Below are 23,185 nucleotides of genomic sequence, written 5' to 3'. Positions count from 1 at the left end.
AGTTGGCCCATGACCCAGCAGTCAGTGGAGCCCAGGACCGCAGCCGACGACGCCGGTGACGGCAGCCGCGTCCCGGCCGGACGGTCCTGGCTCGACCGGTACTTCCACATCTCCATAAGAGGATCCTCGGTCGCGCGTGAGGTGCGCGGCGGCATCACCACCTTCATGGCGATGGCCTACATCCTCCTGCTCAACCCGCTCATCCTGTCCGGCAAGGACGTCCACGGCGACACGCTCGGCCAGAAGGCGCTGATCACCGCGACCGCGCTGGCCGCCGCGTTCACCACGCTGCTGATGGGCTTCGTCGGCAAGGTGCCGCTCGCGCTCGCCGCCGGCCTGTCCGTCTCGGGCGTGCTGTCCTCGCAGGTCGCCCCCAACATGACCTGGCCGCAGGCCATGGGCATGTGCGTGATGTACGGCGTGGTCATCATGCTGCTGGTCGTCACCGGCCTGCGCGAGATGATCATGAACGCCATCCCGCTCGCGCTCAAGCACGGCATCACCATGGGCATCGGCCTGTTCATCGCGCTCATCGGACTCTACAAGTCCGGCTTCGTGCACAAGGGCGCGGAGACCCCGCTCAGCCTCGGCCCGGCGGGCCAGCTCACCGGCTGGCCGGTGCTGCTCTTCGCCGGCACCCTGCTGCTGGTCTTCATGCTCCAGGCCCGCAACGTCCCCGGCGCCATCCTCATCGGCATCGTCTCCGGCACGATCGTCGCCTCGGTCCTCAACGGCCTCGGCGTCATCGACCCCAAGCAGTGGGCCAACGGCGCCCCCGAACTGCACGGCAGCGCCGTGTCGATGCCCGACTTCTCGCTGCTCGGGCACGTCGAGTTCGGCGGCTGGGGCAAGGTCGGCGCGATGACGGTCGCCATGATCGTCTTCACCCTCGTGCTCGCCGGCTTCTTCGACGCGATGGCCACCATCATCGGCGTCGGCACCGAGGCCGACCTGGCCGACGACAAGGGCCGGATGCCCGGCCTGTCCAAGGCGCTGTTCATCGACGGCATGGGCGGTGCGATCGGCGGCGTGGCGGGCGGCTCGGGCCAGACGGTCTTCATCGAGTCCGCGACCGGCGTCGGCGAGGGTGCCCGCACCGGCCTCGCCTCCGTCGTCACCGGTCTGTTCTTCGCGGCCTGCCTCTTCTTCACCCCGGTCACCGCGATCGTCCCGCAGGAGGTCGCCTCCGCGGCCCTGGTCGTCATCGGCGCCATGATGCTGATGAACGCCCGGCACGTGGACTGGGCCGACCGCGCCACCGCGATCCCGGTCTTCCTGACCGTCGTCCTGATGCCGTTCACGTACACCATCACCACCGGTGTCGCCGCGGGCGTCATCTCCTACACCGCCATCAAGGCGGCCCAGGGCAAGGCCCGTGAGATCGGCGCCTTCATGTGGGGTCTGACGGTCGTCTTCCTGATCTACTTCGCCCTTCATCCCGTCGAGGCCTGGCTCGGCGTCCACTAGCCGGGCCGACGCCCGGGGAAACCAACCCCGTGAGGAGATCGAGAGATGCTGGACATCGCCGAGGAGCTGAACCGGTGGGTCGAGCAGGGCCGTGACTTCGCCGTCGCCACCGTCGTGGCCGTCGGCGGCAGCGCCCCGCGCCAGCCCGGTGCCGCCCTCGCGGTGGACGCCGACGGCACCGCGATCGGCTCGGTCTCCGGCGGGTGTGTGGAGGGCGCCGTGTACGAGCTGTGCCGGCAGGCGCTCCAGGACGGTGAGTCCGTGCTCGAACGCTTCGGCTACAGCGACGAGGACGCCTTCGCCGTCGGCCTGACCTGCGGCGGAATCATCGACATCCTCGTCACACCGGTCCGGGCGGACGGTCCCGTCCGGCCGGTGCTCGCGGCCGCGCTGGCCGCCGCCGCCCGTGGGGAGGCGGCGGCGGTCGCGCGGATCGTGGACGGCCCGGCCGAGCTGCGGGGCCGGGCCCTCCTCGTCCGCCCCGACGGCTCGTACGACGGCGGCTTCGGCGCCCACCCCGAACTGGACCGCACCGTCGCCGCCGAGGCCGTCGCCTTCCTGGACGCGGGCCGCACCGGCACCCTGGAGATCGGCGAACAGGGCTCGCGCTGCGGCGCCCCGCTCACGGTCCTGGTGGAGTCGTCCGTCCCCGCCCCCCGCATGATCGTCTTCGGTGCCATCGACTTCGCCTCCGCGCTGGTCCGCGTCGGCAAGTTCCTCGGCTACCACGTCACCGTGTGCGACGCCCGCCCGGTGTTCGCGACCCGCACCCGCTTCCCGGACGCCGACGAGATCGTCGTCGAGTGGCCGCACCGGTACCTGGAGCGCACCGACACCGACGCCCGCACGGTGCTGTGCGTCCTCACCCACGACGCCAAGTTCGACGTGCCGCTGCTGCGGCTCGCCCTGCGGCTCCCGGTCGCCTACGTCGGCGCGATGGGCTCGCGCCGCACCCACCTCGACCGCAACCAGCGGCTGCGCGACGTCGGCGTCACCGAACTCGAACTCGCCCGTCTGCGCTCGCCCATCGGCCTCGACCTCGGGGCCCGTACGCCCGAGGAGACGGCCCTGTCCATCGGCGCGGAGATCGTCGCCTGCCGGCGCGGCGGCAGCGGCGTCGCGCTGACCGGCGCACACACCCCGATCCACCACGACCCGGTGTCCCGGCCGGCGGTGCGCATCGGCTCGGTGGCCTGAGCGGCCGGCGCCAAAAGGGTTTGCGGGGCGGGGCCGGGCCCGGCTTGCATGGGGCCATGGTGCCCACCGACCGGCTGGCCGCCTTCGCGGCGCTGTCCCTCCTGCTCATCGTGGTGCCCGGCCCCAGCGTGCTGTTCGTGGTCGGCCGCGCCCTCGCGCACGGCCGCCGGGCCGCGCTGACCACCGTCGCCGGCAACACCCTCGGCGCGTACGCGCTCGTCGCGGCCGTCGCGCTCGGCGTCGGCTCGGTCGTGGAGCGCTCGGTGCCCGTCTTCACCGGCCTGAAGCTCGCGGGCGCCGCGTATCTCGTGTACCTGGGCGTCACGGCGTGGCGCCGACGGGGTTCGCTGCGGGCCGCGTTCGCGGAGCCGGGCGGCGGCCCCGGGCACGGGTCCCTGCGGACCCTGGGGGAGGGCTTCGCCGTCGGCGTGGCCAACCCGAAGACGATGGTGTTCTTCGCCGCGGTGCTGCCGCAGTTCGTGGATCCCCGTCAGGGGCACGTCACCGGGCAGATGCTGCTGCTCGGACTGGTCTTCAACGCCATCGCGCTCGCCTCGGACAGCGTGTGGGGGCTGGTCGCCTCCGGCGCGCGGGAGTGGTTCGCGCGCTCGCCCCGACGGCTGTCCGCCGTCGGTGGGATCGGCGGACTGACCATGATCGGGCTCGGGGTGACGGTGGCCGTGACGGGGCGGAAGGACTGAGTTCCCCGGACGCGCGAGGGCACACCGCGCGCCGCTCACGGCCGTCGGAGCAACTCGTTGACCGCTCGCCCGAACACCACGGTCGCCGCACGTTCCAGTACGCCGTCGAGGAGCCGCGGGGCGAACCGCACCCGCAGTTCCTCCCGCCACACCACCCTGCTGCGACCCCCCGGCCCCGGCGCGACCTCGATCTCCGCCCAGCCCAACACCACCCGCCCCCGCTTCTCCAGGCGGCACAGACCGGGGCGGTCGCCGGCGGGCGGGCGCCAGACGGTGACCTCCATGACGTCGTCGACGGCCAGCGCACCGAGGCCGGAGCGGGCGACGAAACGCGTGCCCGTCCCGGTCGGCGGGGGTGTGAGCACGCTGATCCGGGTCAGCGGGACCGCGTCGGCGTGGCGCGGCCACTCGGTGAGCCGGCGCCACGCCTCGTCGAGGGGGAGCGGGGCCGTGCGGGTGAAGGAAAAGATCGGCACGGCAGGATCGTAGAGGGCCCGTGACGGACGTCAGGGGCGGTAGACCTCGCCCGGCTCCGCCCTGCCGGGCGCCAGCAGCTGAGGCACCGTCACGAAGACGTAGCCGCGCTCCTTCAGGGCGTCGATGACGCCGGGCACGGCGGGCACGGTGCCGGGGTAGATGTCGTGCAGCAGGATGATCCCGTCCCGCGACGACTGTTCGAGCACGCGCTTCGTGATGAGCGCCGAGTCGTTGGTCATGTAGTCCTTGGCGGTCACGCTCCACAGCACCTCCGCCATGCCCATCTCCTTGGTGATCTTGTGCACGTCGGAGTCGGTACGGCCCTGCGGCGGGCGCATCAGCGTGGGCCGGCGCCCGATGAGCCGCTCGATCGCGTCGTTCGGGCGCTTCAGTTCGTCCCGTATCCGCGCGTCGGAGATCTCGGTGAGGATCCTGTGGTCCCAGGTGTGGCTCGCCACCTCGTGGCCCTCGGCCGCCATCCGCCTGACCAGCTGCGGGTACTTCTCGATGTGGTTCTTGCCGAGCAGGAAGAAGGTGGCCGGGACCTTCTTCTCCTTGAGGATGTCGAGCAGCCGCGCCGAGTTCTCGCTGGGGCCCGCGTCGAAGGTGAGCGCGATGCACTTGGCCTCACGGCAGTCGACGGTCCCGAGCTTCGCCGGTGCCCCATTCGCCGCGGCGGCCCGCGCGGTGCTCGGCGAGATCGCGTCGACCTGGGCGCAGCCGGACAGCGTGAGGGCCAGGGCGGCGGCCGCCGAGGCGAGCGCGGCGGGACGCAACCTTCGGGCGCTCGCGCGCGTCTTGCGGGAGGCACGCTTCGTCGTCGGGATCATGTCGGTCCAAAGAGGCATGCCAGGACTATACATGCGGTGTATAACCAAATATTTACCGAAGCGCCTCGGTCCGCACTGTCGTAGCACCATGGAGGGGTAGGGGGCTGCGCGGAGGAGGACCAGTCATGCGCTTCCGGGACCGTGCCGAGGCCGGGCGGGAACTGGCCGGACTGCTGGTGGACCTGTGCGCGCGGGAGTCCCTCGCCGACCCCCTCGTGCTCGCGCTGCCCCGGGGCGGCATCGCCGTCGCCGAGCCGGTCGCCCGCGCCCTCGGCGCCCCGCTGGACGTGCTCGTCGTCCGCAAGATCGGCGCGCCGCACCACCAGGAGTTCGCCGTCGGCGCGCTCGCCGCGGACGACCCGCCGCTCTTCGACGCCGCCACCCTCGACATGCTCGGTCTGACCGAGGAGTACATGGCCCCGGCGGTCGAACGCGAGCGGCGGGAACTGCGCCGCCGCGAGGAGCGCTACCGCGCGGGCCGCCCGCCCCCCGACCCGGCCGGACGCACGGTGATCGTGGTCGACGACGGGCTGGCCACCGGCGCCACCGCCCGCGCGGCCCTGCGCCACGTCCGCCGCCGCGGGCCCGCCCACCTCGTCCTCGCCGTACCCGTCGGCGCCCCCGACTCGGTCCAGTCGCTCACCGGCGAGGCCGACACGGTCCTCTGCCCGCACCGGCCGGCCGGCTTCGCCGCCGTGGGGCAGTGGTACGAGGACTTCGAGCAGCTCACCGACGCGCAGGTGCTGGCCGCGCTGCACGCGCACTGAACAGCCCCTCGCTCGTCCCGGTCCCCGCCTCTCGGCAACGTCCCCGTGCACACCAGTAGGAGTGGATCGGTACGCGGAGTAACTTGGAGGCCATGACGCGCACGGGGGAGCGAGCCGTCACGACGCGGTTACGGATGCCGTCCTGGATCGCCCGCATCGAGGCGCCGGACGGACAGGTGCTCGGTGCGGGGGTGCTGCTCGCCCCGGACCGCGTGCTCACCGCCGCGCACGTCGTCGCGCCGGGCCGCCGCTACGCCGTCCGCCTGGTCGCGGTGCCCGGCCTGGACGCCGTACCCGCCACCGTCCGCGAGGACGAGCACGTGCCGCAGCGCGAGGACGGCCTCGGCGATCGCAGCGGCGACCTCGCCCTGCTGCGCCTGGACCGACGCCTGCCCGACGGCCACACCACCCGGCTCCACCGGCTCGCCGTGCCGTACGGAGCCGTGAGCATGTACGGCTTCCCGGACGGCGACGACGGCGGCCGCTGGCACGGCGCCACGCTGGAAGCCGCCCGGGGCCGCGACAGCCAGGTGCAACTGCGCCCGCGGACCCCCGGTGAGCTGGCCGCACCCGGCTTCAGCGGCGGCCCGGTGGTCGACCACGCGACCGGCCGGGTCATCGGCATCGTCCTCAGCGTGGACGAGGGAACCCCCTCCGCCTTCAGCTACATGAGCCCCACCGAGACCATCCTCAGCCATCTGCCGCAGGTCGCCGCCTGGGCCGACGGCGCCGAGGCCGTCGACCCCCGGCTGCGCACCGGCGCCCAGGACGCGCCCGGCGCGCTCGACGTGCCGTTCGCCACCGAACTCGCCTCCTGGTTCCGCGGCGAGGGCTGGCCGGTGCTGGTCACCGTCGTCCCCGAGCGCGGCGACCGCGACTGGACCCTGGGCCGGGCCGTCACGCTCGCCGACCGGGAGCTGCGTACCGACCGGAACACCAGCGTCTTCAGCCAGGACCCGCCCGAGACCGTGCCCCCGGCCGGCGCCCACGACCTGGCCCTGGACGCGGGCGGGCTCACGGCCGCCGAGGTCATGGACCGCGTCGCCGCCCGGCTCGGCATCCGCGACGACCCCCGGCCCGAACGGCTCGGCGGGCTGCACGTCCCGCTCGCCGCGGTCCTCGTCGGCGTCGACCGTGCCGCCGAACCCGCCGCCCTGCTCGGCCTGTTGGACCGGCTCGCCCGCCAGGGGGCCCGGCTGCTGCTGGTCTTCCGCCGCGAGGGGGAGTACGCCGAACACGCCACCGAGCTGCTGGTGGACCGCCCGCTGCGCGACCGCTGGGTCCGGCTGCACGGCGAACTCGACCGGATCGTCGAGGAGTTGGGCCCGGCCCTGGACCGGCTCCGGGACCGGGTGCTGCCCGGCCCCGGCGCCCGGCGGCTGGTCGAGCAGGCCGACGGCGGCCTGCGGCGCACCCGGATGCTGCGCGCGTGGGTCGCCCACACCCCGCAGAGCGAGCGCGAACCCGGCCGCGCCGGGCAGCTGTTCGCGTTCGAGGACGCCGCCGAGCGCCGCCGCCGACGCCTGGAACAGGCCATCGGCCACCTCGACACCCGCCTCCACCGCCGCGAGGAACTCCTCGGCCGGGTCAGCGCCGAGTGGCCCCTGTGCCGCCGGCGCGCCGCGACGGCGGCGGAAACGGCCCAAGCGGCCGGTGCCCCGGGGGCGGCCGGTGCGCGGGCCGAGTCCGGCGACCCGGTCATGGAGGCGTACCTGCGCTACGAGGACGCGCTCCGCGTACTGCGGCACACACCGTGCGACATCGAGTGCGCCGAGGCGGCCGTCGAACGGTTCATCACGTTCTGCTCGCCGCCCACGCCGGGGAGCCCGGCGAGGCCGGGGGACACCCCGCCCCCGCCACCGGACGGCTCCCGCCCCACGGACCGGGGAGCGAGACCGGGGCGGGAGGACAGGGCAGTGGGCGGTCCGGCCCCTGGAAGCGCGGGCGCGGCACCCGGCCGCCCGGAACCGGACGGTCAGGATGCCGCGCACGGCAGTTCGGGCGGCGCCCGTGCCGGTGCCGGAGGCACGGTGACGGCACACGGGAACCCGGCCGGCCCGGCCGGCGACCCGGGGCCGGTGCCCGGCCGCCCGACCGCCGGGGTTCTCGGGGGTGGGCCCCCGGCGGCGGCACAGGGCGACCCGGCCGCGGCGCGGGGCGACGGCGACCCCGGGATTCGGGGCCCGGCGCTCCGTGTCCCCCGCTCCGGAGAGGAGAGCACGTCGTGATCTCATGCGTCCGGCCCGGCTGCGCGGGGCACATCATGGGGACCGGTTACTGCGACACCTGCGGGCACCGGCACGTCGAGGCGCCCGGCGAGCCGCCCGCGCGGGCCGTGCGACCGGTGCCGTCCGCCGCCGAGGAGAGCGCCGGACCGCCCGCCGTGCACGCGGTCGCCGGGGTCGGGGAACTCGACCCGCACGGCCTGGTCGTCCTGCCGGAGGTCCCCGTACCGGACGACGTGCTCGTGGCCGACCCCCGCCCGCCCACCGGCGGCCGCCGCTGCGGAGCGAACGGCTGCACCATGACCGTCGGCCTCGGCTACGGCGGCCAGCCCGCCCGCGCCACCGGCCGCTGCCCCCGCTGCGGCACGCCGTACTCCTTCCTGCCCCAGCTGGACAAGGGTGACGTGGTCGCCGGTCACTACCGGGTCCTCGGCTGTCTCGCCCGCGGCGGCCTCGGCTGGATCCATCTCGCCGAGGACACCCGCGCCGACGGCCACCGGGTCGTCCTCAAGGGCCGGATCGACGTCCACGACACCCTCGCCCGCCTGGGCGCCGTCGAGGAGCGCCGCTCCCTGACCGCCCTGCACCACCCCGACATCGTCCGCATCATCACCTACGCCGACCACCGCGCCCCCGGCCGCCCGCCCACCGGCTACCTGGTCATGGACTACATCGGCGGCCGCTCCCTCCAGCAGCTCTTCGACGCCGACGACGCCGAGCGGATCTTCCACGGCCGCCCCCGCCTCGACCACGTCCTCACCTACGGCTGCAAGATCCTCGGCGCCCTCCAGTACATGCACGAACGCGGGCTGCTGTACTGCGACATGAAGCCGGCCAACGTCATCCACTTCGGCCGGGCGGTCAAGGTCATCGACCTCGGCGCGGTCCGCGCGATCGGCGACCGCACCTCCGCCTACGTCCACACGGCCGGCTTCGCCCCGCCCAAGGAGGAGATCGACCGGCGCGGCTGGCACGTCGACAGCGACCTCTACACCGTGGGCATGACCCTCCAGGCCCTGCACCGCGCCGCCGAACCGGCCCGCGGGCTCGCCTCCGCCTCCTTCCGCCGGATCGTCGACCGCGCCACCCACCCCGAACCCGCCGCCCGCTTCCGCTCGGCCGCCGAGATGTCCCGCCAACTGTGGGAGGCGCTGCGGGAGTTCCGCTCGCTCCAGTTCGGCGAGCAGCTGCCGGAGAGCTCCACCCGGTTCCGCGCCGCCGGCGCCAGCCTCGACGCGGGGCTCGGCGCGATCCCGGCCCTGGACCACTGGACCGCACGCCCCGGCGCACGGCCCGGACCACTGGGCGTCGCCCCGCCCTCCGCCGCCGAGGTCGCCGGCGCCCTCCCGGAGCCGGTGCCCGATCCCGACGACGGCGCCGCCCTGCTGCTGGACACGTTCTCGCCCGACGCCCCCGACGAGGTCGCCCTGGCCTGGTCCCGCGAAGCCCGGCTCGGCACCCCCGAGACCGCGCTGTGGCTGTGCCGCGCCTACCTCAGACGTGGTGAGCAGCGGCAGGCCGAGAGCTGGCTCGCCGAGGCCGAGACCCAGCTCGGCGAGCGCGCCGCCGCCCACGACTGGCGCATCGCCTGGCACCGCGGCGTCCTGCGCCTCAGCCGGGGCGAAGTCGCCGAGGCCGGGAACCACTTCGACGCCGTGTACGGCGCACTGCCCGGCGAGTACGTCCCCAAACTGGCCCTCGGCTACTGCTCGGAACACGCGGCAGCCGTACCCGAAGCGGAAGCCGGAGCACCGGAAGAGGCGGAGCCCGGGGCCGATGACGAGGCCGTGCGGGTCCGCCGGCAGTGCCTCGCCCGCGCCGTGCTGTTCTACGAGGCCGTGTGGAAACGGGACTTCGCCCACACCGCCGCCGCGTTCGGGCTGGCCCGCTGCCATCTGGCCCGCGGCGACCGGGACGCGGCCGTGCACGTCCTCGACGACGTACCGGGCACCTCCCGCCACCACGACGCGGCCCGGATCGCGGCGGTACGCGTCCGCGCCGGGCTCCTGCGCGTCGGCCCGCCCTCGCCGGCCGACCTGGCAGACGCCGCCCGGCGGCTGCCCGAGCTGCGCCTGGACGGCGGCGCCGCCGACGGCGAGTCCCGGGCCCGGCTGGCCGCCGAGGTCCGCGAGCACGCCCTGTACGGCCGGCCGGAGCCGGGCTGGGGCGAGACGTGCGCCGGGGACGTCCTCGGGCCCGGCGACGAGGACGCCCTGCGCGCCCTGCTGGAGCACTCCTTCCGGCAGCTGGCCGCGCAGGCCCGCACCGCCGCGCAGCACGGCCGGCTCCTCGACCTGGCCCACGCGGTCCGCCCGACGACCACCTTCTGACCACCACGTGGGGGACGACGATGACCGTGCCCGGACCGATCGAGGTGACGCTCGCGGTCGGCCAGCAGAAGGAACTGCCCGCCGCCCCGCCCACGGCCGGGAGCGTTGCCGGCCGGGAGATGCACGCGATCCTGGAGATCGGCGTCAGCAGCCACGGCGCGGCGGGGCTCGCCGCCGGCCCCGGGGCGGGGCCCGCGCTCGCCGAGGTGCTGATCGTCGACACCTCCCGCTCCATGCTCCACCCGGCCGCCAAGCTGCACGCCGCGAAGGACGCCACCGTCGCCGCGGTCCGGCTGCTGCCCGACGGCACGCCCTTCGCCGTGCTCTCCGGGCGGTTCCGGGCCGGGGTGGTCCATCCCGGGCCCGGCGGCCCGCCGATGGCGGTCGCCGGGCCCGCCGAACGCGACGCCGCCGAGCGGGCCGTGCGGATCCTGGACGCGGACGGCGGCACCGCCATCGGCACCTGGCTCGACCTCGCCCGCCGGCTGCTGACGCGGCAGAGCGCCCCGGTCAAGCACGTCCTGCTGCTGACCGACGGGCGCAACGAGCACGACCACCGGGCCGCCATGACCCTGCAGACCGCGCTGGACGCGTGCGAGGGCCGGTTCGTCTGCGACGCCTGGGGCATCGGCGACGACTGGGACGCCGAGCTGCTGCTGCGCATCACCCGGCGGCTGCACGGCCGGGCCGGAGCGGTCCGCGACGTGTCCGAACTGACCGCGGCCTACGAGGAGTTGATGCGGGACCTGCTCGGCACGGCGGTACCCGAGCTGCGCATCAGACTGACCCCCACACCCGGCACGGTGATCCGCCGGGTCACCCAGGTGGTGCCGAACGAGCAGGAGCTGACCGCCGTCCCGGCCGCCGGCTCCGGCGGACGCGGCACCGAGTACGTCACCCGGGCCTGGGGCGACGAAGTACGGCACTTCCAGGCCGTCCTGAGCGCCGACCCGACCGGCCGCGAGACCGGCGAGGACCTCCAGCTCGCCGCCGTGGAGGTCGTCGTGCCCGAGGCCGGGCGCCCGGTGCGGCTGCCCCCGCCGAGGCCCGTCCTGGTGCGCTGGACCGACAACCCGCTCGACGCCTCCCGGCAGCATCCCGGGGTGCGCCGGCGCGAGCTGTACCGGCAGGTGGAGGGCGCCGTGGCCGAGGCCTACCGGGCGTGGCTGCGCGGCAGCGAGGGCCGGTCGGCGGCGGACCGTGCGCTGGCGCGGGTGCTGGCGGTGGCCGCCGAGCTGGACGACGCCCAGCTGGTGGGCGCGCTGCGGCGCATCGAGGAGAGGGGAGAGGGCGGGGCGGGGCGGGGCACGGGCCGGGTCCGCAGCGGCCTGAAGGACGTGGACTGGCAGCACCTGATCCTCTCCAGCGCGCTGACGACCCCGCCCGAGCCGCCCGCCCCCGGCCCGCCGCCCGGCGCCGGCCTCGCGCCGCAGGGCGGCCCCGGGCCCGGGGACCTCGTCGAGTGCCCGGAGTGCGGGTGGCTCGGCCCGGCCGACTCCGCCTACTGCGGCGGCGACTGCGGCCGACCCCTGCGGGGATCCCCCTCATGACCCCGGCGTCCGTGCCCCTCACGCCCCCGTACGACACCGGCCGCCCCGGTGCGGCCGTCAGCGCCACGGCGCACGACCTCGCCGTACGCCATCGTCTGCTGCTGGCCCTGTCGGGGCTGCTGACGCTGTGTCTGTTCCTGTCGTACGAAGGGGTGCACGGGGACGCCGATCCGCTGCGCACCGCCAGTGCGCCGGCCGTGCTGTCCCTCGACACGGCCCTGTACGCGCTCGACCAGGCCCAGCGGGACGCCGGTGCGGCGGCGCCGACCAGCGACTTCCAGAAGCAGATCTCGGTCGCCGCGCAGAGTCTCGCGGCCGCCGCCGGGGACGACATCGGCGGGCCGGCGGGCCGGCAGGCCCTGCAGACCGTCGCCGGGCTGATCACCGTGTACGCCGTCAAGGTCCAGCAGGCCCAACTCCAGCCCGCCGGCAGCGTGTTGCGCGAGGCCTACCTGAGCTACGCCACCAGCGTCCTGACGGACGAGGGCTCCGGCATCCAGGCCCGGCTGACGGCGCTGCGCGCCCAGCTGCGTGCCACGGTGCACCGCCAGACCGGCTTCGGGCCGCTGCTGTGGTGCGGCTGGACCATGACCCTGCTGCTGACCCTCGTCCTCGCCGCGGCCCTGCTGGAGACCCAGCTGTTCCTGCGCCGCCGCTTCCGCCGCCGGTTCAACCGCGGGCTCCTCGCGGCGGGCGGCCTGCTCGTGGTCTGGGTGGTCACCGCGCTGCTGTTCACCGCGTGGACGCACCGGGGCATGGCGCACACCCGCGCCCTGCTCGACCGCCCGCTGTCCGGACCGCTCATCACCGACGCGGGGCGGCACACCGCCTCGTACCTCGCCCACACCGGCTTCCGCGCGTCGGCGGCGGTGTGGATCCTGATCGGAGGCATCCTGCTCATGGCCCTCGCCGAGACGGGACTGCGGCGGCACATCGACGACTACCGGTTCAGGCCCCGGTGAGCGCCCCGCACACCGGCCCCGTGCCGGCCACCGCCCCCACGCCCGCTGGCGCACCCGGCGCCGCCCCGCGCCGCCGCCGGGTGCGCACCCTCACGGTGCTGGCGGGCTGCCTCGTCCTGCTGGCGGCGGGCCTCGCCGCCGGCGTCCGCGCCCTCGGGCAGGAGCCGACCGTCACCCTGCTGGCGAACTGGACCGGCACGGACGAGCGCAACTTCCGCGAGACGGTCCTCGACCCGTTCGCGCGCACGCACCACATCCACGTCGACTACCAGGGCAGCTCCGCCGAGAGCCAGGTGCTCGGCGCCGACGCCGAGGCCGGCACCCCGCCCGACGTGGTGGTGCTGACCGGACCCGGCGAACTCGCCGACTACGCCCGGCAGGGACAGCTGAAGCCGCTCGACGGCCTGCTGCCCCGGTCCGGCTTCGGCGCGTCCTGGACCACGCCGCTGGACGGGCACGTCTACTGGTTCCCGCTCAAGGCCGACCTGAAGAGCATCGTCTGGTACCCGGGCGGCCTGAGCGCACAGCAGCGCGCCGCGGCCGCGCGGCGGCCCGGGCAGTGGTGCCTCGGCATGGGCTCCGGGGCGACCAGCGGCTGGCCCGGCACCGACTGGATCGAGGACATCCTGCTCCAGCAGTACGGCCCGGACGCCTACCAGCGCTGGGCGCGCGGCGAACTGCCCTGGCGGTCCGCGCAGGTGCAGGGGGCCTGGACGGCCTGGGGCCGCCTCGTCGGCGCGGGCGGGGACCCGGCCCTGGTGCGCCGGGCGCTGAAGACGCCGTACCAGGACGCGGCCGGGCCGGTCACCCGCACGCCGCGCGGCTGCACGCTGGAGCACCAGGCGTCCTTCATCCGCAACCAAGACGTCTGGAAACGGGCCGACGGGCGGTACGAGCCCTCCGCCCGGCTGATCCCCGGGGCGAGGGCCGAGGACGCCTGGGAGGTCTCCGGCGACCTGGTCGCCCTGCTGCACGACACCTCACCGGCCCGCACCCTGATCGGCTACCTCGCCTCGGCCGACGCCCAACGCGCCTGGAACGCCCGGGAGTCGGGCTTCTCGGTCAGCCCCGACGCCCAGCCCGCCCCCGCCGCCCGGGGCGCCGACTGGCACCGGGCGGCGGCCGCGACCCTCCTCGACGACCGCGCGGTGCACTGCTTCGACGCCTCCGACGCGATGCCGCCCTCGGTGCGCGACGCCTTCGCCGAGGCGACGATCGAGTACCTCGCCCATCCCGGCCACCTCGGCACCCTGCTGAAGGACCTGGACTCCCTGCGCCTGACCCACGGCCTGACCTGGCTCCAGTCCGTGTGCGACCACGTCGGTGCACCCGTCGGCCGGGAGACGCCCTGAAGACGGGCCGGGACCACTCGATCGAGGGATGTGTCCGGGATTCGGTTTACGGCCGTCGTACGGCGCTGAGCGGCCCCCCGGCGGCTCAACGCCGTACGGCAGTGGAGAGGGGGACGTTGCGGGCCGCTCGTGGTGGCTCGCAACGTCCCCCTGGCATCGACCTGAGGGATGCTCAGGTGTCCGGTTTCCCGGTCACGAGGTGACCTGCGCGGTCACGAGGTCCGAGAAGGTGGCCAGCCGGGTGTAGACACCCGGGTAGCCGGCCTCCGCGCACCCCTCTCCCCAGGAAGTGATCCCTGCCAGGACGCCCCCGATGAGCAGGGGACCGCCGCTGTCGCCCTGGCAGGTGTCTGTGCCGCCGGACGCGTATCCGGCGCAAACCATGTCGGACTGGACGAAGTCCGAACCGTAGGAGCTCTTGCAGCTGGAGTCGGCCACGAGCGGGACGGTCGCGGTCCGCAGCTGGTTGGAGGAGCTGCCGTTCTCCGAGGTGGTGCCCCAGCCGAGGATGCGGGCCGAGGCACCGGCCCCGTACACCCCGGTGTCCGAGGCGGACACGTACTTCGCCGCGGTGTACGGCATCGACGTCGCCAGGGTCAGCACGGACACGTCGTTGCCCTGCGTGGCGTCCGTGTAGTTCGGGTTGGTCCAGATCTTGCTGACGTTGCTGACCGTGCCGTCGGTGCCGTTCAGGAAGGTCCGGCCGCCGACCACCCGGACGCTGCTCGCCGACTCGCCGGCCATGCAGTGCGCGGCCGTGACGACCTTGTTGGCGGACACCAGGGTGCCGCCGCAGAACTGGTTGCCGGAGGCGTCCGTGATCTGCATGACGAACGGGTACGCCGCCGTCGTGGTGGCCGTACCGCCGACGATGGGCTGCGGGGCCGCGCTCGCCGTGGGGGAGGCGAGCAGCGTGGTCGCCGCGGCGGCGGCACAGGCCACCGTGATCGCGGCCGTCTTTCTGGCACGTCTGAGCCCGAACATGAGTCTCCTCAGTGGGGGTTGCACCGGTGGGGGGTCGCACGGGCGGGGTGTACGGGGTTCGCGGGACCGGACCCCGTGTGCCCGGGCGAGCGGCACGCCCTTTACGCTAGGACCCGGATCCGTCGGCTCCCAATGAGGGAACCCCCTAGCGAGTGGGGTGAGGGAAAACCCTCGGTCGGCATCAGTTAACCGGCCACGTCGTCACTTCGCGCGGTGAGCCGCCGCCAATCGGACGATGTCGACCCGCGACCGGATCCCCAGCTTGCGGTAGACCCGGGTCAGCGTCGCCTCCACCGTCTTGACGCTGATGAACAGCCGGGCGGCGATCTCCCGGTTGGTGGCGCCCTCCATGACCAGTGCGGCGACCTGACGCTCCATCGCGGCCAGCACGCCGAGCGCGTCCAGGGCGTCCGCCGCGGCCGGCGCCGGATCCGGCTCGGGGGCGGTCATGGCCTCGTCCACCTGGTGCAGCCAGGGCAGCGCCCGGCAGCGGCGGAACATCCGGGTGGCCTCGTCGAAGCCCGCCGGCTGGCGCCGCGCCCCGGCCCCCTCCGCAACGCCTGCGCCCCCGGGGCCGCCCGTGCTCCGCGTCCCCGCCGGGCCGCCCCCGCCCGCCCCGCCCGCTCCCCGCGCCGTGCCTCCTGAGCCGCCCGCGCCGCCCACGGGGCGTCGCGGCCGCAGCCGGGCCAGGGCGAACGCGGCCCGCGCCTCCTCCAGCCCGTAGCCGAGCTTGCCGAGCCGGTCCTGAGCGGACGTCAGCTGGGCCGTCGCCGCCTCCAGGTCGCCCCGGGCGGCCCGCACCAGCGCCTCGGAGCGGTCCAGGACGGCGAGGACGCTCTCCCGGCCGAGCCTGAGGGCGTGCTCGCGGCTCACGTCGATGACGTCCTGCGCCTCCGCCGGTTCACCGGTTCGGACCAGTGCCTCGGCGAGGTCGCCCTGCCAGCGGCCGCGCGCCGGGTCGGTGATGCCGAGCCCCAGCTCCAGCCGGCGCACCCGGCGCAGCGAGCGCACCGTGCCCGCCGGGTCCCCGGCCACCAACTGGGCGTACCCGAGCGCGCCCAGCGCCCGGGAGAGATACATCTGGTCGCCGTCCTCCTCCGCGTGCTGCACCGCCTCCCGGGCGAGCGCGAGCGCCCGGTCCACATCGCCGCCGGAGGCCTCCGCGAGCGAGGTCAGCATCGCCGAGGCGGTCTCGCCGATCCCGGAGTCCCGGGCCAGTCGCAGGCTGTCGCGGGCCAGCTCCAGGGCGCGCCCGCAGTGCCCGGCGCGCAGCTCGGTCTCGGCCAGGCCGCGCAGGAAGTGCACCTCGCTCTCCACCGAGCCGCGCCGGCGCACCTCGCGCAGCAGCGCGGTGACCGTCGCTCGCGCCTCCACCAGCTGGTCGCCCATGACCAGCCAGCGGAACCGGGCACTGAGCGCCCCGTTGTGGTGCCAGGTCACCCGGGGGTCCTGCGGCTCCTTCAGGGCCCGCTGGATGGTGCGGGGCGCCTCCGGATGGCCCATCAGGGTCTCGGTCTGCGCCTGGAAGGCGAGCGCGAGCAGCTCGGTGCGCCGTTCCCGGCCGCGCGCGGCCAGCTCCGCGGCGTGCGCGGCGGCCTCGCGGGCCTCGGTGAAGTCGCCCGCCACGATCAGCGCCCGCCAGGCCAGCTGGTAGTGGACCAGGGCCAGCAGCCGGGGGTCGTCGCCGGCGTCGGCGAGGGCCTGCGGGAAGACGGCGTCCACCTCGGCCATGGTGTGCCCGGCGCTGTCGATGACGATCATCCAGGCCCGCACCCGGTCGGCGGGCACGGCCGCCCGGGCGAGCACCTCGCGGGCGATGTCACGGGCCAGGTCGATCTCGCCCGCGGTGATGGCGTCCTCGGCGGCCTGGAGCCGGCGCTCCTCCTGGCGCGGCGCGCCGTCCGCCGGGGTGTGCCGGGCGGCGAGCAGTCCCAGCTGGGCCGCGACCGAGGGGGCGCCCCGGTCCCGGGCGAGGGCGGCGGCCTCGGCGAGCCGGGCGGCGACCTCCGGGTCGGCGCCCACGGTGGCCAGCGCCAGGTGCCGGGCCCGCTCGATCGGGTCGGAGGCGGCCGTGGACAGCGCCGCGTGCGCGGCCCGCCGCTCGGGGGCGGGCGCCTCGGCGTACAGCGCGGCGGAGATCAGCGGGTGCGCGAAGCGTACGGCGGGGGCGTCGGGTTCGGTGGCCAGCAGCCCCAGCTCGGCGGCCTGGGCGCATTCGGCCTCGGCGTGGGGCCGGCCCGCCGCGTGCAGCAGGGCCGGGGTGGGTCTCGCGCCGGCGCTGGCCACCAGCAGGGTGCGCCGGGCCTCCACGGAGAGCATGTCCAGGCGGCTGAGGACCAGGGCGCGCAAGCTGGTCGGCACCGGCAGCGGCTCGCCCGGCCGGGGCGGGGTGGGGCTCTCGGCGAGGGCGCGGCCGAGCTCCAGGGCGAACAGCGGGTTGCCGCCGGAGGTGCGGTGGATCTCGCGGACGGTGGAGCGGGGCAGGTGGCCGTGGCCCCGGTGGTCGAGCAGCTGGGCGACCTGGGCGCGGGTCAGCGCGCCCAGCCGGACGGCGAGGGTGTCCGGCGGGCAGGCCCGCAGATGCCGGTCGTACTCCTGGCTCCCGGTGCCCTCGGTGCGTACCGCGCACAGGAGTTGGACCGGGGTGCCCTCCAGGCGCCGGGCGGCGAAGCCGAGCAGTTCGGCGCTGGCCGGATCCAGCCACTGCAGGTCGTCGGCGACCACGAGGACCCCGCCGCGTGCGGCGAGCGCGCGCAGCGCGGAGAGCACGGCGAGGCGCAGGGCGAGGCCGTCGCGCTGGAGGCTGGACTCGCCGCGGCCGGTGAGGGCCGACTCCAGGGCGGTGCGCTGGGCGGCCGGCAGCCGCGGCGAGACGTCGTCGAGGACCAGACCGAGGAGGTCGGCCAGGGCCAGGAAGGGAAGATGGGATTCGGACTCGGTGGCCGAGCAGCGCAGGACCGTGTGCGCGGTGGCGCCGTATTCCTCGGCCAATGCCCGCAGGACGGTCGATTTCCCTATTCCGGCGGGACCGTGGAGCAGCACACTGCCGCCCGAGGCGAGCTGGTCCCGGGCACCGGTGAACAGCTCCTCGCGGCCGATGACCAGGTCGGGACGGCACTTGGCAGGCTCCTGGAAGTCCCGTCGCACGGTCACCGCTCCCCTCGTGTGGCGTGTCCGGGCCAAATTCTAGGCAACGATCGCTGAAATTCGGCCGGAAGTCGTCGTGAGGGAAATAACAGAAGGGCAAGCTCGGGGAAAATCAAGGCCGTTCCCATTGAATAGGAAGGTTTGTTTACTGCTGTCGCGGCCGCCCGTGCCGGGCTACGGCAGCAGCCCCGCCCTGCGGGCCGCGGTCACCGCCTCCCCTCGTGTATGGGCGCCGAGCTTCCGCATCGCCGAACGCAGATAGCCCTTCACCGTCTCCGGGCGCAGCCCCAGCCGCTCGGCCACGGCCGCGTTGGTGGCCCCCGCCGCCACCCAGGACAGCACGTCGAGTTCGCGCGGCGCCAGAGTCGCGCCGCCGGCCGGGCGCGATGCCGTCAACAGCCCGCAGGCGTCCAGCAGTTCCGCCCGCAGCCCGGGGTCCGGGATCCGGGGCGCGAGCGCGCGCAGCGCCGCGTGCGCCTCGCGCACCTGCTCCCAGGCCGCGCCCCGGACGGCCACGGCCGGCTCCGCCCGTGCCGCCGCCAGCAGCTCCCGCGCCTCGTCCCGCACCACCAGCGCCTGCTCCACGTCCCGGGCGGCGGCCATGGCCGCGCCCAGCGTGCGGTCACCGAGGGGCTGGACCGAGCGCAGCGCGCCGTACAGCACCCCGCGCACCCGGCGCCGTACCACCACCGGCACGGCGACGACCGAGCGGATGCCCTCGGCGGCCACCTGGACGTCGTACTCGTGGCTGATCTGCCGGGAGCTGGAGTAGTCCGTCACCGCGCACGGCCGGGCCAGCGCCACCGCCTTGCCGCCGAGCCCGTTGCCGGACGTCACCGCGAGCGCGCGCAGGGCCGCCGTGTGCGTACCGCTCAGCTCGCTGATCCGGATCTGCGGCCGCCCCGACTCCAGCAGCCCGCCGAAGGCCACCGGGAGCCCCGTCGTCCGGCGCAGCCGGGCCAGCGCGCCACCGATCTCCACTGCCCCCGCCGCGTCCGCCGTCACCTGGTCCGTCCTTCCGGCCGCCCACACCCCCGTTCGGGGGTGGTGAGACCTGCATCACGGATTAGACGATGCCAGAGAGCCGCCCGGCAATGGTCCGGAACAGCAAGGAGTTATGTGATGAGCACGGTGACTGAGGTGTTCCGCGACGCCCGGGACTTCCTTCTGGCGCACCGCGAGGACTATGCCACCGCCTGCGAGGGCTTCGCCTGGCCGCGGCCCGCGCACTTCAACTGGGCGCTGGACTGGTTCGACGTGATCGCCGCCGGCAACGACCGGACCGCGCTGCACATCGTCGAGGAGGACGGCTGCGAGACGAAACTGTCCTTGGCCGAGATGGCCGAGCGCTCGAACCGGGTCGCGAACCACCTGCGCGCGCGGGGCGTCGCCGCCGAGGACCGCATCCTGGTCATGCTCGGCAACCAGGCCGAGCTGTGGGAGACGGCGCTGGCCGCGATGAAGCTGCGCGCGGTCGTCATCCCGGCCACCCCGCTGCTCGGCCCGGCCGACCTGCGTGACCGCGTGGACCGGGGCCGGGTCAGGCACGTGATCGCGCGGGCCGAGGACGCCGCCAAGTTCGCCGGGGTGCCCGGCGGTTACACGCGGATCGCGGTAGGCGGAGCCGTCGGGGAGGCGGCCGGGGCGGACTGGGAGGCGTACGAGGACGCGTACGACGCGCCCGCCGCGTTCGAGCCCGACGGCCCGACCCTGGCCGACGACCCGCTGATGCTGTACTTCACCTCCGGTACGACCGCCCGCCCCAAGCTGGTCGAGCACACCCACACCTCGTACCCCATCGGGCACCTGGCGACCATGTACTGGATCGGCCTGAAACCCGGCGACGTGCACCTGAACATCTCCTCGCCCGGCTGGGCCAAGCACGCCTGGTCCAACCTGTTCGCGCCGTGGAACGCCGAGGCGACCGTGTTCATCCACAACTACACGCGCTTCGACGCGACCCGGCTGATGGCCGAGATGGACCGGCACGGGGTGACCTCCTTCTGTGCCCCGCCGACGGTGTGGCGGATGCTGATCCAGGCCGACCTCGGCCGGCTGCGCACCCCGCCCCGCGAGGTGGTGGCCGCCGGAGAGCCGCTGAACCCCGAGGTGATCGAGCAGGTCCGGCGGGCCTGGGGCGTCACCGTCCGGGACGGCTTCGGGCAGACCGAGACCGCCGTGCAGGTCTCCAACAGCCCCGGACAGGCCCTCAAGACCGGCTCCATGGGCCGCCCGAGCCCCGGATACCGCGTCGAACTGCTCGACCCGGTCTCGGGCGCCCCCGGCGCCGCCGAGGGCGAGATCGCCCTCGACCTGTCCGAGCGCCCCGTCGGCCTGATGACCGGCTACCACGGCGACCCGGACCGTACGGCCGAGGCGATGGCGGGCGGCTACTACCGCACCGGCGACATCGCCGCCCGCGACGCGGACGGCTACCTCACCTACGTCGGCCGCGCGGACGACGTCTTCAAGGCCTCCGACTACAAGATCAGCCCGTTCGAGCTGGAGAGCGCGCTGCTGGAGCACGAGGCGGTGGCCGAGGCGGCCGTCGTGCCCGCCCCGGACGAGCTGCGGCTCGCCGTGCCGAAGGCGTACGTCGTCCTCGCCGAGGGCTACGAGGCGGGCCCGGACACCGCGAAGGTCGTCTTCGAGCACTCCCGCCAGGTGCTCGCCCCCTACAAGCGCATCCGCAGGCTGGAGTTCGGAGCCCTGCCCAAGACCGTCTCCGGCAAGATCCGCCGCATCGAGCTGCGCGAGGCGACGGCCGAGGGCTCCGCGAACGAGTACCGCGAGGAGGACTTCCGGTGACCGCCCAGCCGTCGCAGCCGTCTGTGCAGTCGTACACGCACGGCACGGGCACCACCGCCCTGCTCGGCGACACCATCGGCGCCAACCTCGACCGGGCCGTGGCCGCCTGGCCGGACCGCGAGGCGCTGGTCGACGTGCCCTCGGGGCGGCGCTGGACGTACGCCCAGTTCGGCGCGGCAGTGGAGGAGTTGGCGCAGGCGCTGGTGGCCGCCGGGGTCGTCAAGGGCGACCGGGTGGGCATCTGGGCGGTCAACTGCCCGGAGTGGGTCCTGGTGCAGTACGCCACCGCCCGCATCGGCGCGATCATGGTGAACATCAACCCGGCCTACCGCACCCACGAGGTCGAGTACGTCCTGCGCCAGGCCGGGATCTGCCTGCTCTTCGCCTCCCCCGGCCACAAGACCAGCGACTACCGGGCGATGGTGCAGGAGGTCCGGGGCCGGTGCCCCGAGCTGCGCGAGACCGTGTACATCGGCGACCCGAGCTGGGAGGCGCTGCTCGCGCGGGGCACCGGCGACGCCCCGTACGCGGAGCTGTCCTGCGACGACCCCATCAACATCCAGTACACGTCGGGCACGACCGGCTTCCCGAAGGGCGCCACCCTCTCCCACCACAACATCCTCAACAACGGCTATTTCGTGGGCGAGTCGATCTCCTACACCGAGCAGGACCGGATCTGCATCCCCGTGCCCTTCTACCACTGCTTCGGCATGGTGATGGGCAACCTCGCGGCCACCTCGCACGGCGCCTGCGTGGTCATCCCGGCGCCGTCCTTCGAACCGGGGGCCACGCTGGCGGCGGTGCAGCGGGAGCGCTGCACGTCCCTGTACGGCGTGCCGACCATGTTCATCGCGGAACTGAACCTCCCCGACTTCCGGACGTACGACCTCTCCACCCTCCGCACCGGCATCATGGCGGGCTCGCCGTGCCCGGTGGAGGTGATGAAGCGGGTCGTCGCCGAGATGCACATGGCCGAGGTCTCCATCTGCTACGGCATGACCGAGACCTCTCCCGTCTCGCTCCAGACCCGCATCGAGGACGACCTCGAACACCGCACGGCCACCGTCGGGCGGGTGCTGCCCCACCTGGAGGTGAAGATCGTCGACCCGGCCACGGGGGTCACTCAACCCCGGGGCACGGCAGGTGAGTTGTGCACCCGCGGCTACAGCGTGATGCTCGGCTACTGGAACGAGCCCGAGAAGACCGCCGAGGCCGTCGACGCGGGCCGCTGGATGCACACCGGGGACCTGGCGACGATGCGCGAGGACGGGTACGTCGAGATCGTCGGCCGCACCAAGGACATGATCATCCGGGGTGGCGAGAACATCTACCCGCGCGAGATCGAGGAGTTCCTTTACGCCCATCCGCGGATCAAGGACGTCCAGGTCGTCGGGGTGCCGCACGAGAAGTACGGCGAGGAGGTGCTCGCCTGCGTCATCCCGCAGGACCCCGCGGACCCGCTCACCCTGGCGGACCTGCGCGCCTTCTGCGAGGGCCGGCTCGCCCACTACAAGATCCCGAGCAGGCTCCGGCTGCTCGACTCCTTCCCGATGACGGTGTCCGGGAAGGTGCGCAAGATCGAACTGCGGGAGACCTACGGCGGCTGAGCCGGGGCCGGCCGGCCTCAGGTCCGTCCGTCCCGCGCCCGCGTCCCCCGCTCCGGTGCGCCCTGGGTGTGCAGGGCCTGCGCCGCGTCGTTCATCGGCTGGGGGACGCCCGCGAGGTCCAGCACGAACAGGGGGACGGCCAGGGCGGCCGCGCGCAGCCGGGCGTCGTCCGTGTAGCCGGCCAGCGAGAAGTACACGCAGTCCGCGTCCTCCGTCATCGCCGTCAGCCACAGGCACTCCACGTCCCGCGGCGCCGCGGGGCGGACGGTCGGGTCCACCTGGGCGAGGAGCCCGTGGGCGGCGAGCCCGATGCCGCTCGGCGGCCGCTGGTCGGCACGCCGGATGTCCCGGTAGCCGAGCCAGCGCAGATACAGCGCGGCGGTGGTGACGGCGTCCCGGGCGGTACGGATGACACGCGGCTGAAAGGCAGGCCGGGAAACGTCCTCCCATCCCGCGCCGCCCGCCCCCGGCATCACCCCTGGCGCCCCTCCGACTCCGGCCGCGGGCACCCCGTCTCCGGCCGCGGGCACCCCGTCTCCATCCGGCGTGCTGCTTCCGGCCGGCGTCCCGTGTTCGGGCGGCGTCCTGCTTCCGGCCGGTGCCTCGTCTCTGGCTGCGGCCTGGCGTTCCGCGGTTGGCTTGCCTTCGGTCGGTGGTTCGCCTTCGGCCGGGGGTCCGCCTTCCGGCGGTGCCTCGTCTCTGGCTGCGGCCTGGCGTTCCGCGGTTGGCTTGCCTTCGGTCGGTGGTTCGCCTTCGGCCGGGGGTCCGCCTTCCGGCGGTG

At 74.6% G+C, this 23,185-nt stretch carries 16 protein-coding genes and 1 pseudogene; 11 read left to right on the top strand and 6 right to left on the bottom strand.

Annotated features, from left to right (window positions below):
* Positions 1-9: 9 nt before the first annotated feature.
* From ACZ4MF_RS12865 to ACZ4MF_RS12855, 3 genes are read left to right on the top strand one after another with little or no spacing between them, the layout of a single operon-like run.
* The gene (locus tag ACZ4MF_RS12865; protein ID WP_467492055.1) at positions 10-1,467 is read left to right on the top strand and encodes an NCS2 family permease; all 1,458 of its coding nucleotides are present in this window, start codon (positions 10-12) and stop codon (positions 1,465-1,467) included.
* A 45-nt stretch (positions 1,468-1,512) separates the two neighbouring features.
* Entirely contained in the window at positions 1,513-2,664 is a 1,152-nt protein-coding gene (locus ACZ4MF_RS12860; RefSeq protein ID WP_467492054.1) for an XdhC family protein, read from the top strand.
* 56 nt (positions 2,665-2,720) lie between these two features.
* Positions 2,721-3,365, top strand: a complete 645-nt coding sequence (locus tag ACZ4MF_RS12855) for a LysE family translocator (RefSeq protein ID WP_467492053.1) — start codon at positions 2,721-2,723, stop codon at positions 3,363-3,365.
* Between the two features lie 35 nt (positions 3,366-3,400).
* On the opposite strand, the gene ACZ4MF_RS12850 is transcribed toward ACZ4MF_RS12855, so the two are convergent.
* Positions 3,401-3,841 carry an SRPBCC family protein gene (locus ACZ4MF_RS12850; protein ID WP_467492052.1) on the bottom strand — a complete coding sequence of 147 codons (441 nt, stop codon included), beginning with the start codon at positions 3,839-3,841 and terminating at the stop codon, positions 3,401-3,403.
* 30 nt (positions 3,842-3,871) lie between these two features.
* Positions 3,872-4,690 carry a polysaccharide deacetylase family protein gene (locus tag ACZ4MF_RS12845; protein WP_467492051.1) on the bottom strand — a complete coding sequence of 273 codons (819 nt, stop codon included), beginning with the start codon at positions 4,688-4,690 and terminating at the stop codon, positions 3,872-3,874.
* 107 nt (positions 4,691-4,797) lie between these two features.
* Between ACZ4MF_RS12845 and ACZ4MF_RS12840 the strand changes: the two genes are divergently transcribed.
* The 6 genes from ACZ4MF_RS12840 (at position 4,798) to ACZ4MF_RS12815 (ending at position 13,858) form a co-directional block, all read left to right on the top strand.
* Positions 4,798-5,439 carry a phosphoribosyltransferase gene (locus ACZ4MF_RS12840; protein ID WP_467492050.1) on the top strand — a complete coding sequence of 214 codons (642 nt, stop codon included), beginning with the start codon at positions 4,798-4,800 and terminating at the stop codon, positions 5,437-5,439.
* A 92-nt stretch (positions 5,440-5,531) separates the two neighbouring features.
* Positions 5,532-7,667, top strand: a complete 2,136-nt coding sequence (locus ACZ4MF_RS12835) for a trypsin-like peptidase domain-containing protein (protein ID WP_467492049.1) — start codon at positions 5,532-5,534, stop codon at positions 7,665-7,667.
* Positions 7,664-9,994 carry a tetratricopeptide repeat protein gene (locus ACZ4MF_RS12830; protein WP_467492048.1) on the top strand — a complete coding sequence of 777 codons (2,331 nt, stop codon included), beginning with the start codon at positions 7,664-7,666 and terminating at the stop codon, positions 9,992-9,994. Before ACZ4MF_RS12835 ends, ACZ4MF_RS12830 begins: the two co-directional genes overlap by 4 nt.
* A gap of 20 nt (positions 9,995-10,014) precedes the next feature.
* The gene (locus ACZ4MF_RS12825; protein ID WP_467492047.1) at positions 10,015-11,544 is read left to right on the top strand and encodes a VWA domain-containing protein; all 1,530 of its coding nucleotides are present in this window, start codon (positions 10,015-10,017) and stop codon (positions 11,542-11,544) included.
* Positions 11,541-12,506 carry a hypothetical protein gene (locus ACZ4MF_RS12820; protein WP_467492046.1) on the top strand — a complete coding sequence of 322 codons (966 nt, stop codon included), beginning with the start codon at positions 11,541-11,543 and terminating at the stop codon, positions 12,504-12,506. The genes ACZ4MF_RS12825 and ACZ4MF_RS12820 overlap by 4 nt, the downstream gene beginning before the upstream one ends.
* A 20-nt stretch (positions 12,507-12,526) precedes the next feature.
* A complete protein-coding gene (locus ACZ4MF_RS12815) occupies positions 12,527-13,858 on the top strand; it encodes an extracellular solute-binding protein (RefSeq protein WP_467492045.1) in 1,332 nt (443 codons plus the stop codon).
* A 192-nt stretch (positions 13,859-14,050) separates the two neighbouring features.
* Here the strand turns inward: ACZ4MF_RS12815 and ACZ4MF_RS12810 are convergent, their stop codons facing one another.
* The 3 genes from ACZ4MF_RS12810 to ACZ4MF_RS12800 all read right to left on the bottom strand — a co-directional run bounded on the left by ACZ4MF_RS12810 (position 14,051) and on the right by ACZ4MF_RS12800 (position 18,994).
* Positions 14,051-14,842: a S1 family peptidase gene (locus ACZ4MF_RS12810; protein WP_467492044.1), complete on the bottom strand. Its 792-nt coding sequence runs from the start codon at positions 14,840-14,842 to the stop codon at positions 14,051-14,053.
* Between the two features lie 201 nt (positions 14,843-15,043).
* Positions 15,044-17,995 (bottom strand): helix-turn-helix transcriptional regulator, encoded by a 2,952-nt coding sequence (locus tag ACZ4MF_RS12805; RefSeq protein ID WP_467492043.1) that lies wholly within the window; start codon positions 17,993-17,995, stop codon positions 15,044-15,046.
* 168 nt (positions 17,996-18,163) lie between these two features.
* A complete protein-coding gene (locus ACZ4MF_RS12800) occupies positions 18,164-18,994 on the bottom strand; it encodes a helix-turn-helix transcriptional regulator (RefSeq protein WP_467492042.1) in 831 nt (276 codons plus the stop codon).
* Between the two features lie 117 nt (positions 18,995-19,111).
* Between ACZ4MF_RS12800 and ACZ4MF_RS12795 the strand changes: the two genes are divergently transcribed.
* Both ACZ4MF_RS12795 and ACZ4MF_RS12790 read left to right on the top strand, forming a co-directional pair.
* On the top strand, positions 19,112-20,797 hold the full coding sequence (locus ACZ4MF_RS12795) for an AMP-binding protein (RefSeq protein WP_467492041.1): 1,686 nt from the start codon (positions 19,112-19,114) through the stop codon (positions 20,795-20,797).
* A gap of 23 nt (positions 20,798-20,820) precedes the next feature.
* Positions 20,821-22,404, top strand: a complete 1,584-nt coding sequence (locus ACZ4MF_RS12790) for an AMP-binding protein (RefSeq protein WP_467492297.1) — start codon at positions 20,821-20,823, stop codon at positions 22,402-22,404.
* Positions 22,405-22,421: 17 nt separating this feature from the next.
* Here ACZ4MF_RS12790 and ACZ4MF_RS12785 read toward each other — a convergent pair.
* A pseudogene (locus tag ACZ4MF_RS12785) lies at positions 22,422-22,838 on the bottom strand (hypothetical protein); the annotation flags it as partial.
* Positions 22,839-23,185 lie beyond the last annotated feature (347 nt).

The sequence above is a fragment of the Streptomyces sp. NPDC025793 genome, assembly GCF_055558375.1.
This window is presented reverse-complemented; position numbering and strand designations above follow the sequence as displayed.

Coding starts and splice junctions, on each gene's coding strand:
- ACZ4MF_RS12860 (WP_467492054.1), top strand. CDS start 1,513: ATGCTGGACATCGCCGAGGAGCTGAACCGGTGGGTCGAGCAGGGCCGT.
- ACZ4MF_RS12845 (WP_467492051.1), bottom strand. CDS start 4,690: ATGCCTCTTTGGACCGACATGATCCCGACGACGAAGCGTGCCTCCCGC.
- ACZ4MF_RS12810 (WP_467492044.1), bottom strand. CDS start 14,842: ATGTTCGGGCTCAGACGTGCCAGAAAGACGGCCGCGATCACGGTGGCC.
- ACZ4MF_RS12825 (WP_467492047.1), top strand. CDS start 10,015: ATGACCGTGCCCGGACCGATCGAGGTGACGCTCGCGGTCGGCCAGCAG.
- ACZ4MF_RS12865 (WP_467492055.1), top strand. CDS start 10: ATGACCCAGCAGTCAGTGGAGCCCAGGACCGCAGCCGACGACGCCGGT.
- ACZ4MF_RS12795 (WP_467492041.1), top strand. CDS start 19,112: ATGAGCACGGTGACTGAGGTGTTCCGCGACGCCCGGGACTTCCTTCTG.
- ACZ4MF_RS12840 (WP_467492050.1), top strand. CDS start 4,798: ATGCGCTTCCGGGACCGTGCCGAGGCCGGGCGGGAACTGGCCGGACTG.
- ACZ4MF_RS12820 (WP_467492046.1), top strand. CDS start 11,541: ATGACCCCGGCGTCCGTGCCCCTCACGCCCCCGTACGACACCGGCCGC.
- ACZ4MF_RS12835 (WP_467492049.1), top strand. CDS start 5,532: ATGACGCGCACGGGGGAGCGAGCCGTCACGACGCGGTTACGGATGCCG.
- ACZ4MF_RS12855 (WP_467492053.1), top strand. CDS start 2,721: ATGGTGCCCACCGACCGGCTGGCCGCCTTCGCGGCGCTGTCCCTCCTG.